Raw genomic sequence first — 13,509 nt, 5'->3', positions numbered from 1 at the left:
TTAGATCTACGGTATCTTTGTGCGGGGTGTGGCTATGGCTGGGGATACGTTAGTGAGACACTTTTTTCGCAGCTTTGGGTATGTCTTCTGGCAGACGAAAAGTATATACGGCGTGCTATTTGGTGTTGTAGTCGCAGGTGGTTTTGTTGTCGGGCGCGCCGAGAACCTGCCTTTTGGAGACGGATTCTATTTTGCGATGATTACTGGCCTGACTATCGGCTATGGAGATATTGCGCCAGTTACGGCGGTGGGAAGGCTGGTGGCTATAGGTCTCGGTGTGGTCGGTATCATTGTTACCGGTATGATAGTTGCGACAGCTGTCCATGCGCTTCGTGACGCAGTAGAAGTAACGCGCATCACTGAAGAGTGACATCTATTTCGCCTCACCTTGATTGCGGCTGCATTTATTGCTTTCTCGATTTCGGGCGTGTTTGGTTTCAAATAAAACGATAAGAAATTCATACAGTGTGCATTTGCTGCGCTTGTGCGCGGTCGACTGAGGCAAGTAATACGCTTTAGAGACGCGCCTGATAAACGGCAGCTCCTCATTCGCCAATCAATACCGTCAGCGGCTGAACTTTAGAATAGAACCGTTAAACGGTTTTTCCAGACCAGACAAATCTCGCGCTTTTTCCCGCTCGTAGGTAAAGCCATAAAGAGACATCAGTTTTGCGAAGGCGCCCTGTTGCTTTCTTCCTGGGTCGACAACGACAACGTCGCAAGTCGGCCTTGCATGATCCTCAACAAAGCGGGCGAGAGAGGACAGGTTGAAGTTCTCGTACAGGACGTCGCTAGCAATAATCAGGTCAAAGAGGCCCTCCTTGCTGCCATGCTGATTCCAGTCTGCCCTGAAAAAGGGAATATCCGAATCTTCGTTTAGCCGTGTATTGGCCTCGAGAAATGCACCCGCTTCCGGATGGTAGTCGGTAGCGGTGATGTCTGCGCCCCGGCGATTGAGTAGCAGGCTGGAGAGCGCCATTCCACAGCCCAGCTCCAGGGTTCGCTTGCCGTCAATATCGAAATCCGCCATGAGTCGTGCCAGTACCTGACTGGAGTCCCACACCACTCCGAACAATGCCCAATTCGCAGGTGATATGCCAAGGCCGAGTGCTTTACCGCCAGGGTCGCTATACTGCTGGGTGTCGCGCAATGAGCGCAGATGGATATCGCTGTCACCAAACTCAAAGGTCTGGTAGCGAAAACGCAGGGGCACATCAGGGCCGGAATAAGGAGTTTGGATTCAGTACCTCCCGCAGGAAAAACAAGAAACACTACCGTAACCCAGATGTGGGGTTAAAGCGCGAGTTTTCTGTTATCTCGCGCTAAACGCTACGGCACACCGTGCGTTCAAGCTACCCGCGGGGTGTTTATCGAGGCAGTAGCCCTTATGCTGCGCTGGGCTTTCGGTTGCGCGGCGGCCGGCGGCGGCGCGAATTATTCTTGCGCTGGTCGATGCTGGACACCTTGTTGCCGCCGGATTTCTCTGACGGCTGACGGCGTCTTGGCTGTCCGCCCTGCCTCGACTCAGGGAGTTGATGCTCTGGTTCAAAGCCCTCGATTTCGTCTCGTTCCAGCGTATCCTGAATCAGTCGTTCGATATCTCGCAGTTGCTTGATTTCATCGGCGCTGACCAGTGAGATCGCTTCTCCCTCGGCACCGGCGCGGCCCGTGCGGCCTATGCGGTGGACATAATCCTCCGGGACATTCGGCAGGTCGAAGTTAATAACATGGGGCAAGTCAGCGATATCGATACCGCGTGCCGCGATATCGGTAGCGACCATGACGTCAACTTTACCGGCCTTGAAATCTGCAAGTGCACGTGTGCGGTGAGCCTGGCTTTTGTTACCGTGTATCGCCACGGCCGGGATGTCTGCTTTTAACAGAGTTTTCACCAGTTTGTTGGCACCGTGCTTGGTGCGGCTGAATACCAACACCTGTTGCCATTGATTATCAAGGATCAGGTGTTGCAGCAGGGCCGACTTGCGCCCCTTATCCACCGGGTGAATACGCTGGCTCACTGTTTCCACTGTCGTATTGCGCGGTGCTACGTCAACTTCGACGGGCTGGTGCAACATGGTCTTGGCTAACTGGCGAATCTCGGATGAAAAGGTGGCACTGAACAGTAGCGACTGCTTCTTTTTGGGCAGCAGCTTTTGAATCCTGCGAATGTCATGAATGAACCCCATGTCGAGCATACGATCTGCCTCATCCAGAACCAGAATGTCTACCTCGCTCAGGTTGACCGCGTGTTGGCCATGAAGGTCAAGCAACCGTCCCGGTGTAGCCACCAGGATGTCCACACCGCGTTGTAGCGTACGAATTTGCGGGCGGATATTCACGCCGCCGAATACCACAAGGTTGGATAGACGGAGGTGTGTGCTGTATTCATCAATATTAGCCTGTATTTGTGCGGCCAGTTCGCGGGTAGGTGTCACAATAAGCGCGCGCACATTTTTCGCGCCCGGTCGTGGGCCACTTGCCAGTTGCTGCAGCAAAGGCAACACAAAAGCGGCGGTTTTTCCCGTCCCGGTTTGGGCGGACGCCATCAGGTCTTTTCCCTGAAGTACAACAGGGATCGATTTCGCCTGAATGGGCGAGGGGGTGGTGTAGCCTTTTTCGCTTACAGCGCGGGCTATTGGCTCTATAAGGCCAAGGTCGTTAAAACTCATAAATTTCCTTTAGGGTGATTTGGCACCGCTGATAACAACTGCCTGCCGGCAGGGAATGGCGGGTGCACTGAATCGAATTCGAAACGGTGAACTTACCGTGTTGTGCCCGTTGGCACATGCGGCATTCAAAGAGGCACTTACAGTGAAGTGGACCCACAGTGTCACTTGGACAATGCGGAGGACGCCTGCGGGCGTCTGCAACCAGGATGTCGCGGGCCGGCCTTGGCCAGCGGTTTGGACTCTACGTGGCGGCTATTTCAATTGCAAGTGAAAAACCCCCAGATGTGCAAACGACACTGTTTTACTGTCAGAGTGCAGCTCTGCGCGCGTTTTTAAAAGCGCGCCGCGCTCAAGTAAGAATGTTTTCTTATGTCTACTTACTCATACTCGGCCAGTTTTTCTGCGATTTCTTTAAGACATTAGTCGCTTCGAGCGAATCAATCGGGGGCAGCCTTTGTTACGGTGCGCAGCGAGCTGGGCAAGACGCACTGCGTCGCCCGCTCGTCCAGTCGCCAGACGGGAACAAACGGTTGTACCTTCTGGTCGCTAAATAAATGTAATAAAAATAAGAGAGTAAAACTATGTTTGTGTTGTCGACAGGACTTAGATGTTCAGTGTTGTGCCTGACGTTGTTATGGGTAGTGGGCTGTGTGCAGACCAAGCCCGTGCCAGGATATGCGCGCGCGGGAGACCGGATTGTTCTCGGTTTGGGCGGTATTGAGCGTAACAGCGGTGGTGAAGCCGTTCTCAAGGCAAGCGATCTCAGTATTACGCTCACCGATGCAAGTAGCGTGGAGCATGACCTCGAGGCCTTATTCGTATTCAAGTCATTCCCCGATTATGCTGCTCGCCTGAACGCAGGTGTCATTGACGGTCAAATCGATTTGTTCGGACTATCGGGTATGAGTGCTTTTGATGGCGGTTGGTTTGTGGTTGTGCCATTGAACCCTCCCGGTATGCCGGAAACGCCCTTGCCGCTGGCGGTTGGTGCGGCGACTGTGGAGATAACTTCTCCCAAGTTAACCAATATCGCCGATGCGATGGAAGGGGACCTCAGCGCCATACCTGTAGAGATTATCGCTGGCACATCGGCTCGTGATGGCGACTATGACCGCCAGTTTGTGGGTTATACCCAGTATGGAGATAACTTTTTGATCGCCCCCGACAATCTTGCCGGGGTCAGTCAAGCCGGGGGAGCCTTCCTCGAAATTGAATACAACGACGACAGTTTTTTCGCAGCGGGCGCTGAACCGATGGTTGTGCCAGTCGATCATAATCCCTATGTGCAGCTCAACTACAATCATGTCGCCAATGGCGACGGCACCGGCACTCTTTATGTCACGCTGCTCAACGCAGCGGGTTTTTCCGACGAGGCCAACGCGACACAAAATACCACGCCCCTCTCTGGCCTCGCAGTAAAACTGCTGTATTTCAAGTCGGGCGCAACCTCAGCGGTGACACAGGCCAAGGCCAGTTTCAGTATCAATGCAGGCAATAGTTACTACATTGGCACCGATGGGTCGATTCTTACGGGCATCTCGCCTGTGCTGACGCACAACGCGGATCTATAGGAGGACATGCCAGTGTTTATTTTTCCGGTCAAAAAACTTGCCGGGGTGCTGGTCATGGCTGCGGCCTCGCTGGGCAACGTCGCTTTTGCGACATCCTTCAGTGTCAGTCAATCCATTACTGTATCCGGTGTCACATCGGGCAGCGGCAGTGGTAGCGGTACCGCAACACTGGATGCGGTGGCAGGTACGCTCACGCTAAACCTTACAACGACTACCGTCACGGGCTTTACCGACACCACTACCAACACCGTTGCTACCATCACAGGGGTATTTTCTACTGATAACCTCAGTGGTGTCAGTGGCAGCAGCCAATTAATCAACTGCACCAATAACGGGGGTTTAGTAAACGGTTGCGGTAGTGTCACCAGTGCGTTTGGCACCGATTTTCTAGCCGACCCAATTACGTTTGACTTGTCCCCCCTGGGTATGACGACGTTTGCAGTGCGCGACACTAATTCGGGTGCCACTATAGAGCAGAGCATTACCTTGGTGACCGGAGGCACACCGCCTCCCGGTCCGCCTGCCACCATCGACTTTACCGGCGGCGGACCTACGCAATACACGTTTGATCCCGGCGATGGCAGCTCCGTGAGCCTCAATATTGTTGCCAGTTCGGGCAGCGTTACCCAGGGTTCATCGGGGCTCGGCAATCATACCGCCACATTGGACGACGGTGCTCTGGATAATTACTGGACAGGTTCTACCCGTGAGACACTATCGTTTACGTTCAGCGAAGTGGTTGTTCTGGATAGTATTGCCTTCGATCTATTCGAGCCGATTGCGACCAGTGAGCGAGCTGAACTGTCATTAAACGGCGGTGGTGTCACGACAATCGATGAGAACAATGCCAGCCGCACAGGTGGAGACCTATCCAACTGGGAGTACAGTGTTGAGCAGGAGGTCACCAGTTTTTCCGTCAGTACGCCGAACCGCGGGGCGATCGGCAATTCTACCTTTCGTATTAACTCACTGGTGGTGTCGTCAGTCGCCCCTGTCGATAGCGACGAGGACGGCCTGATTGATGAGGTTGAAACAGGCACCGGTGTCTTCATCGACGCAAGCGACACGGGCAGCGATCCCAATAATCCCGACAGTGACGCCGATGGCGTGCTGGACGGCACAGAAATCGCACTGGGTATCGATCCCAACAACGCTGACAGTGACGACGATGGCGTTTCTGATGGTGCGGAGATCGCTGCGGGTACTGATCCCGCCGTATCTCAGTTTCCCTGTGACGTGGATTCGATCGCGGGTCGCAGTGTGGGTGATTTACTACTACTGCAGCAACACCTGCTGAACAGTGCTGTGCTCTCCGCCAATGAACAGATCGTGTGCGATCTCGACTTTGACGGGACACTGTCACTGCCGGACTTTCAGTTATTGCAGCAGGAGGTGTTGCAGCAGCCTTAACCCCTGCGGCCCTTGCGGTTCTACTCCCTCAGCCGGCTCGTCGCAGGGCTGAGGGCAGGTTGGCGATCTCGGATTGCCCCAGAACACGGTCATACGCCTGCTCCATTTTTTCACACGCCTTGCGCACGCCGCCCATCCGGGCCGGTTCCATTGGGGGCAGGACCGTGACCCTTATCGTAGTTGCGCGTATCAGTAGGCCGCCGTTGGGTAAGGCATCCTTCACATTGTGAAGCACCACAGGTACTACCGGCACACCCGCCTTTTTGGCAAGGTAAAAAGCCCCGTGTTTGAAAGGCTGTATCTCCCCAAGTGTTGAACGTGTGCCTTCTGGCGATATGACCAGTGAGCGACCGCTGTCAAGCACCTCCAGAGACTCTTTCAGCAAGGCCGATTGATTAGCGCTCTCCCGGTCGACGAAGAGGGTGTTGGCTCGGCGCAGCAGTGCGCCAGTAAAGGGGTTTGTGGCGAGCTCTTTTTTACACACGGCAACGGCGTCCCGGCGGAGCAGATGTGCCAGCACCATCGCATCCAGCATGCTCTGGTGATTAAAAATGAAAACGGCGGGCCTGTTCCGGGTCAGGTGCTCGGCCCCCTCTACCTCGATATCGATACCCGCAAACCCGCTGCCGATTTCGCCCACCATCTGTGTCACGAGGTTGGGAGGCGCCAGCTTTTTAATACCCATTCGCTCGCCGAGAGCGCACCAGGCAGTGGTTGCCGCCACGGTCTGTAGTGTCAGCAGAGTGCGAAATACGGTTTCCAGACTGGGCATGCCGCGAGTTTTGAATTGCAGTTGGGTCCAACCCTGCTTGCTGGCGTGTGTCCTCAGTTGCTCCGTGGCATTGACGGCTACCGGGTTTCCCACCTTGCTCAGCAGGGGCAGGTCGTCGATGGAGTCTGAGTAAAACCAACAGTGCTTGAACGCAACACCGAGTCGCTTGCACACCCGTCGCGCTGCCATCGCCTTGCCCTCTCCGTAGCAAAGTGGTGCCAGTGTTGCGCCGGTAAATATGCCGTTCTCGACTTCCAGACCGGTGCAGCAGACCTCTTCTATGCCCAGCACCCGCGCGATCGGATCGATCTGATAGTGGGTGGCTGCACTGACAATCACCAGACGATGGCCGGCGCGACGGTGCGCCTCTACGAGGGCGATCGCTTCGCTGTAAAGGCTGCGGGCGATAGTATTGTCATAGGCCTGGTCGCCCAAACGAATGAGTGTTTCCTCGGACAGTCCCTTTAAGGATTTTGACAGACTCGTCACAAGGCGTTTATATCCCGGACCTTTCTGGCCTTTTTCCATGTTGCGTTGCTGGCGCAGGAGGTCGGCTAGAATTACAGACGACTCGCGCAAATCGCCGCGGGTAAGACCGTGACGAATACGCTCTCGGGCCATGCCAACAATGGAAAATCCAGCAATCAGTGTGCGATCCAAATCAAAAAATGCGACCGACGGGCTATCCTGCGTTTGGCCGATCGTTTCCAGATGGTGGTCTAGCGTGTGAACAGACATGTTTCTCTCCTGCAGTGGAACGTGCGGCAATGAGCGACGTACATTACGGATGAATCATGACGGGCAGATGACACTGACCTAACACGTGCTCAAAATCATACCGCTCGCCGCCTGTTAGCTGTAAAGCAAGGATTGAGCCAGTGTCACAATAATGATGAGGAAAGCGGTTTCGTACGCGCCAATTACGCGATCGAGGGCATACCGACAACACGCCAGGCCGACATAACGATTAGCGGCGCACCAGAATGAGGCGCACTCGCGCCGCAACGGGGCAAGTAAAACGAGAGTGTTCTTGCGGCGCGTTCATCGTCACCGCCGCAGTCCGAAGGCCAGCGAGCGCCCTCAGGCTGTAACCGCCCGACCATGCCGTTTACGGTCTGTTTTTTAAAAGCGGGTGCGTGTGCGAGTGGCGGTGCTGTTCATTTTCCACCGACGCCTTTGATGGTCTGCTTTTAGGGTGTCCTTTAGGCAATGGGGGTCCTCCGTTGATAGACCGCGCGACGATGACCGCTGTGTGTTTACGCGGTCGTGCCAGTGAGATTAGCGGCGGGCTTAACTTGGGGCTTTGATGAGGCTGTCTCACGGAGTCACCGGCTTCCGGCCGCCACGGGCAAATGACCGACCTTGACCCAGATGAGTGTGTCCTCTTCGGCGTAGGGATGATGCTCGCTGAGGTGTGGGCTGCGAACCCATGTCCCGGCGGGGTATCGCCCCTGCTCATCGATCAGTTCACCAGAAAGCACGAAAATTTCCTCGCCGCCGACGTGACGGTGCCTGACAAAGCGCTCTCCGGCGGGCCAGCGCACCAGCGCGACATGTTCTGTCGCATAGTCGTGCAGCGAGAGCACCTGCAGGTTGCCGGAGCCTGGTCTGAATGGACTCGCATGGGTGTCAACCACGACATGTCGCGTATCGCCATGTTGGAACTGGTGAAGCTTGACCAGGAGCACGCATCCCTGCTCGCTGAAGGGCGCGTGTCGATAGCCGGCGGGGTTGCGGAAGTAGGTGCCGGCGCAAAAGTCGCCGCTGCCGTCGGAGAAGACGCCCTCCAGCACCAGTATTTCCTCGCCACCCGGGTGGTCGTGCGATGAGAAAGCCGCGCCCGGTTCATAGCGCACGACGCTGGTGGCATGTCCGCGTTCTGCCTCTTCACGCGCGAGCGGCTTGCGCCATACGCCGGGCATGGAACTTCTTTTCCACTCCACGCGCGCGGTGTTTATCACGACTCTTTCGTTGAAATTCATATTGAGCATGAGTGCACCTGTTTTACGCGATAGCTGAATATCCCTTATCTGACATCAGATCGTCAGGGCATAAAAAAAGGGGCAGAGCAGAGTTTCCTTACATGGAAACTCTGCTCTGCCCCCTGGGGGAGTTTCGCCGCGCCAGAATTAACTCTCGTCGAGGAAGCTGCGCAAGTAATCCGAGCGCGTCGGATGACGCAGTTTGCGCAGCGCCTTGGCCTCGATCTGTCGGATACGCTCCCGCGTGACATCAAACTGTTTACCTACTTCTTCCAGCGTGTGGTCTGTGTTCATGTCAATCCCGAAGCGCATGCGCAATACCTTTGCTTCCCGTGCGGTAAGGCCCGCGAGGACTTCCTTGGTAGCTTCCTGCAGGCCCTGCCCGGTGGCGGAATCTACGGGGGAACTGATTGTATTGTCCTCGATGAAATCACCCAGATGGGAATCCTCGTCATCGCCGATAGGAGTTTCCATGGAGATGGGTTCCTTGGCGATCTTGAGTACCTTACGTACTTTGTCCTCGGGCATGTCCATGCGTTCGCCGAGTTCTTCCGGTGTCGGCTCGCGACCCATTTCCTGCAGCATTTGGCGCGATATCCGGTTCAGCTTGTTGATGGTCTCGATCATGTGCACCGGGATACGGATGGTGCGTGCCTGGTCGGCAATGGAGCGCGTTATCGCCTGACGAATCCACCATGTGGCGTAGGTAGAGAACTTGTATCCCCGTCGGTATTCGAACTTGTCCACAGCTTTCATCAGTCCAATGTTGCCTTCCTGAATAAGATCCAGAAATTGCAGGCCGCGATTTGTGTACTTTTTCGCGATAGAAATCACCAGGCGCAGGTTGGCTTCGACCATTTCTTTTTTGGCGCGTCGTGCACGGGCTTCGCCCATCGACATGTTGCGGTTGATTTCCTTTATCTCGGTAACGGTAAGGCCGACTCTCTCTTCTATCTGTGCCATGCGGCGCTGTAGACGCTGAATTTCCGCTTTTTCGGCTGCTAGCTTGGGGCCATAGGTTTTTTTGCGCGCATGCCGCGCGGCCCAGCGCATATCGGTTTCAGAACCCTGATAGGAGCTGATGAAATCTTTTCGTGGCATGCCGCAAACCTTCACGGCGATACGCATGATTTGCCGCTCCTGATCGCGGATGCCCAACAGAATGTTGCGCGGCGAATCGGTCAGAGGGTCAGAGACACGAGGGGTGAATTTGAAGAACTTAAACAGACTGCTCAGTTTCTCCATTTCCTTGATGGTGGTTTTATCTTGGCGGCCTTTGGCAGCAATGGCCTTCTCGGTCTTGTTGTGCTGGCGCTTCAGCGCGGAGAAGCGCTTTTTGGCCTCGACCGGGTCCGGACCAGTGTCTGCTTCATCGTCGTCATCGTCGTCATTGGACGCGGCGGGTGGCGCTGCTTCGGCCGCTGCCTCGGCGACCTCGGCCGCGGAGGGAACGTGCTCGGCGGGGTCCAGGTATCCGACCATGATATCGCTTAAACGACGCTCCTCTTTAGCGACCAGGTCGTAGTCGTCCAGCACTCTTTTAACTGATCCGGGGTAGCAGGCCAGAGCGGACAGCATTTCCCGGATGCCTTCTTCGATCCGCTTGGCGATGACGATTTCGCCCTCACGGGTGAGCAGTTCTACTGTGCCCATTTCGCGCATGTACATGCGCACTGGGTCTGTCGTGCGGCCTGCTTCTGTTTCCACTGCGGCCAGCGCCGCTGCCGCCTCGGCAGCGGCGATGTCATCCGCTGAAGAATCTCCCTCCGTCATGAGCAATTCATCAGCATCCGGTGCCGCTTCAAACACCTGGATGCCCATGTCATTGATCATCTGGATAATATCTTCGACCTGATCCGGATCGGAAATATCCTGGGGTAGGTGATCGTTGACCTCTGAGTAGGTCAGGAAACCCTGTTCCTTACCCTTCGCGATCAGATCTTTTAGCCTGGACTGTTGATTGGCAGCATCTGTCATTGAGCCAGCATCCTGAAATAGGGGAAAAAATTAGCGGGGGATTATACCCGAAATTCGCGGCGCACTGACAGAAGAAGTCCGGATATTTCTAACAAAGTGGACCATTCTGGCGATAAAATAGCCCCGATCTGCGCTTTATTTAACGTGGGGACGGTCATAGGCTAAAACAAGTGCCCCGGTAGCCTGGTTTGGCCTGCCCTGGGGGGCCGCTGAATCAGTCAGCGGGTTTGTTGCGCTGCGCATCCCTCGCCCGTTTCTCCTGCAGCAGCTCCTTGAGCCGCTGCTTTTCCGTGTCGCTCACATCAGCGTAGTTGGTGACCTTCAGTTTGTCGACCTGAGCGGCCAATTTGTTTTGTCCGGGCAGGTGCGTCAGGGCCAGTAATGTATCGGCGAACTCCTGTTCGATGCCAGTGGCAGGAATCAGTCTCTCCTGTCCTGCCAAACGATTGAGCAGGTTGCCCTCGGGGGTTCCATACCAGTGCCCCAACAACATTGCGGTGCTGGATTCCGGTCGTCGTTGCAGCAGTTGCAACAGGTCTAAAAGCAGCTGACTGCCCTCGAAATCCAGCCCCTCCAGTTGCGCTGGGCTGATCAACCGGGCCATGGTTGGTTGATGCAGTAGCAGGGCAATTGCGGTCTGAACAAGGCTCGAGTAACCCTCTGGAGTGGGTCGGTGCCTGAAGCTGGGCGGCGTTTCGGTCGAGTGCTCGTCCTCTGGAAGAGGCACCTCATCGAGGTAGGGTGGAGGTGACTCTGCGCCATCTACGCTGTTGTCCTGCGCTATGTCCGCGTTCATGGGCGGGACTTCCAGTTGCATAAGGCTGGTCAGCTCCAGCCCGGTGCGTTCCGCCAGAGATTGATACATCAACTGTCGGAACACGCCCTCGGGTAACTGTCTGATGTAGGGCAGGGCCTGCTTGCTCATGCGAGCGCGCCCCTCCAGGCTGTTCAGGTCCAGGTTGCGTGAGGTGGACTCGAACAGGAAATCCTCCAGCGGGACGGCCTCGGCCATTAGTTGCTCGAAGGCCTCGCGCCCGCCGCTGCGCACCGCGTCATCCGGGTCCTGGCCCTCCGGGAGGAAGAGAAAACGCGCCTGGCGCCCATCCTCCATGCTCGGAAGGGCAGCCTCCAGAGCCCGCAGCGCCGCGCGTCGACCGGCGGTATCTCCGTCAAAACAGAACACTACCTCGGGGCAGAGCCTGTAGATCCGCTCCAGGTGGATCTGGCTGGTGGCCGTGCCCAGTGTAGCCGTGGCATACGTGATGCCATGCTGGGCGAGGGCGATGACATCCATGTAGCCCTCCACTACCAGAATACGATCCAGTTGGCGGTTGGTCTGGCGAGCCTCGTAAAGTCCGTATAGTTCGCGGCCCTTCTGAAAAATCGGGGTCTCCGGGGAGTTCAGGTATTTTGGTTTGTCGTCTCCAAGCACCCGTCCACCGAAAGCGATAACTCGACCACGGCGGTCCCGAATGGGGAATGCCACCCGGTCGCGGAAACGATCGTATACTCTTCCCGACTCGTTTTGAACCAGCATGCCGGCCTTGATCAACAGCGCTTGCAATTCTTCGCCGCCGCCGAGGGCCGGGTGCAGGCTGTCCCAGCCCGGGGGGGCGAAACCGAGGTTAAAATCCCGAGCGACCTGGCCCGACAGTCCCCGGCCCTTGAGATATTCAACTGCCCGCGGCGCATCGCTGTGCTGACGCAGTTGCGCTTGGTAGAAGAGCGACACTTTCTCCATCAGCGCGTACAACGGTTTATTGCTGTCTTCACGCTGCCCCGTGTCGCGACCGTCGCGGCTGGGCTCCCGCGGGACCTCCATGCCGGCGCTATTGGCCAAATTGTCTACCGCCTGGGGAAACTCCAGATTGTCGTATTCCATGAGGAAGGTGAGCGCGTTGCCACCGGCACCACAGCCAAAGCAATAGTAGAACTGCTTATCCGGGTTCACGCTGAAGGACGGGCTGCGTTCCTCGTGGAACGGGCAGCGGGCGGAGTAGTTCTTACCGGACTTTTTCAGTTTCACACGGCGGTCGATCACCTCGACAATATCGACGCGATCAAGGAGATCATCCAGAAATGACTGTGGTATGCGTCCGGGCATGGCCCTACCGATGACAGCGAGTTAACACGCTATTGAAGCATGTCACGAGGTAAAAGTTTAGGCCGCAATGGAATGGTCGATGCCCTAATCTGCACCGGCGCTATCAATCAGCCGGTGAGTTTCGCTTTGACCATCTGGCTGACGGCGCCCATATCGGCGCGGCCAGCAAGCCGGGGTTTGAGTTGACCCATTACGGGTCCCATGGCCGCCATGCCGCTGGCATCTGTCGAGGCAATGGCCGCGTCGATCAGATCAGACAGTTCCCCCTCGCTCAGCTGTGAGGGAAGAAATTCCTGAATGACGGCGATTTCAGCGTTTTCCTTGTCGGCCAGGTCGACACGGTTTGCGTCGGTGAACTGTTGTGCAGAGTCGCGACGTTGCTTGACCATTTTATCGAGTACGGCGAGGGCGCGCGCGTCGTCTACTTCGATGCGCTCGTCGACTTCAATGCGCTTGAATTCTGCCTGCATGAGCCGCAGGGCAGTAAGGCGTTCTTTGGCTTTGGCTTTCATGGCGGCTTTGGTGGCCGCCTTAATGGACTGGGTGAGAGAGTCTTCGCTCATTGGGTGAAGACAGCGGTCTCAGTACAGGCGGACGCGTTTACGGTTCTCGCGGGACAACTTTTTGAGATGACGTTTCACCGCAGCGGCGCCCGCGCGCTTGCGCACAGTCGTTGGCTTTTCGTAGTGCTCGCGCTTGCGAACTTCGGCGAGAACGCCGGCTTTTTCACAGGAGCGCTTGAAGCGCCGCAACGCCACGTCGAAGGGCTCGTTTTCCTTGATCTTGATATGGGGCATTTAGACCTCAATTCAGTAATTCAGTGCACCGGGGGTGGTTTTGTGCTGCCCACAATCGCCCGAAACCTTAAAGGGCGCGCATTCTAGCCCGTTGGAGGCCGTTTTGCAAAGCGCTTCCGAGGCGCTCGGTTGATAGGGTTTTTCCCGGTTGCGGCGGCGATGCCACTGCTTTGTGCACCGACGCAGGCTCAGGGCGTGGTATTGGTGCGTATATCCCCCTTTTTTTG

General features: G+C 56.2%; 11 protein-coding genes. 3 read left to right on the top strand and 8 right to left on the bottom strand.

The annotated features are described in order from the left end of the window. The first annotated feature begins 52 nt into the window (after positions 1 to 52). Positions 53 to 370 (top strand): potassium channel family protein, encoded by a 318-nt coding sequence (locus EYC82_RS17940; RefSeq protein ID WP_279251011.1) that lies wholly within the window; start codon positions 53 to 55, stop codon positions 368 to 370. Positions 371 to 565: 195 nt separating this feature from the next. On the opposite strand, the gene EYC82_RS17935 is transcribed toward EYC82_RS17940, so the two are convergent. Beyond that, on the bottom strand, positions 566 to 1,213 hold the full coding sequence (locus tag EYC82_RS17935; RefSeq protein ID WP_279251010.1) for a class I SAM-dependent methyltransferase: 648 nt from the start codon (positions 1,211 to 1,213) through the stop codon (positions 566 to 568). A gap of 172 nt (positions 1,214 to 1,385) precedes the next feature. Beyond that, positions 1,386 to 2,669 carry a DEAD/DEAH box helicase gene (locus tag EYC82_RS17930; protein WP_279251009.1) on the bottom strand — a complete coding sequence of 428 codons (1,284 nt, stop codon included), beginning with the start codon at positions 2,667 to 2,669 and terminating at the stop codon, positions 1,386 to 1,388. A gap of 581 nt (positions 2,670 to 3,250) precedes the next feature. Between EYC82_RS17930 and EYC82_RS17925 the strand changes: the two genes are divergently transcribed. Next, complete coding sequence (locus EYC82_RS17925) at positions 3,251 to 4,240, top strand: hypothetical protein (protein WP_279251008.1); 990 nt, start codon at positions 3,251 to 3,253, stop codon at positions 4,238 to 4,240. A gap of 12 nt (positions 4,241 to 4,252) precedes the next feature. Further along, positions 4,253 to 5,650 (top strand): hypothetical protein, encoded by a 1,398-nt coding sequence (locus EYC82_RS17920; protein WP_279251007.1) that lies wholly within the window; start codon positions 4,253 to 4,255, stop codon positions 5,648 to 5,650. A gap of 28 nt (positions 5,651 to 5,678) precedes the next feature. Here the strand turns inward: EYC82_RS17920 and EYC82_RS17915 are convergent, their stop codons facing one another. The 6 genes from EYC82_RS17915 to rpsU all read right to left on the bottom strand — a co-directional run bounded on the left by EYC82_RS17915 (position 5,679) and on the right by rpsU (position 13,282). Further along, positions 5,679 to 7,160, bottom strand: coding sequence for an HAD-IB family hydrolase (locus EYC82_RS17915; protein ID WP_279251006.1), 1,482 nt, complete (start codon positions 7,158 to 7,160; stop codon positions 5,679 to 5,681). Between the two features lie 587 nt (positions 7,161 to 7,747). Then, positions 7,748 to 8,413, bottom strand: a complete 666-nt coding sequence (locus EYC82_RS17910; protein WP_279251005.1) for a cupin domain-containing protein — start codon at positions 8,411 to 8,413, stop codon at positions 7,748 to 7,750. A gap of 138 nt (positions 8,414 to 8,551) precedes the next feature. After that, the gene (gene rpoD / locus EYC82_RS17905; protein ID WP_279251004.1) at positions 8,552 to 10,381 is read right to left on the bottom strand and encodes an RNA polymerase sigma factor RpoD; all 1,830 of its coding nucleotides are present in this window, start codon (positions 10,379 to 10,381) and stop codon (positions 8,552 to 8,554) included. Between the two features lie 214 nt (positions 10,382 to 10,595). Next, positions 10,596 to 12,485: a DNA primase gene (gene dnaG / locus EYC82_RS17900; protein WP_279251003.1), complete on the bottom strand. Its 1,890-nt coding sequence runs from the start codon at positions 12,483 to 12,485 to the stop codon at positions 10,596 to 10,598. 107 nt (positions 12,486 to 12,592) lie between these two features. Further along, complete coding sequence (locus EYC82_RS17895; protein ID WP_279251002.1) at positions 12,593 to 13,048, bottom strand: GatB/YqeY domain-containing protein; 456 nt, start codon at positions 13,046 to 13,048, stop codon at positions 12,593 to 12,595. Positions 13,049 to 13,066: 18 nt separating this feature from the next. Continuing rightward, positions 13,067 to 13,282: a 30S ribosomal protein S21 gene (rpsU, locus tag EYC82_RS17890; protein WP_007228251.1), complete on the bottom strand. Its 216-nt coding sequence runs from the start codon at positions 13,280 to 13,282 to the stop codon at positions 13,067 to 13,069. Between the last annotated feature and the right edge of the window lie 227 nt (positions 13,283 to 13,509).

This window comes from Candidatus Marimicrobium litorale, from assembly GCF_026262645.1.
Classification (GTDB): Bacteria; Pseudomonadota; Gammaproteobacteria; order Pseudomonadales; family Halieaceae; genus Marimicrobium; species Marimicrobium litorale.
This window is presented reverse-complemented; position numbering and strand designations above follow the sequence as displayed.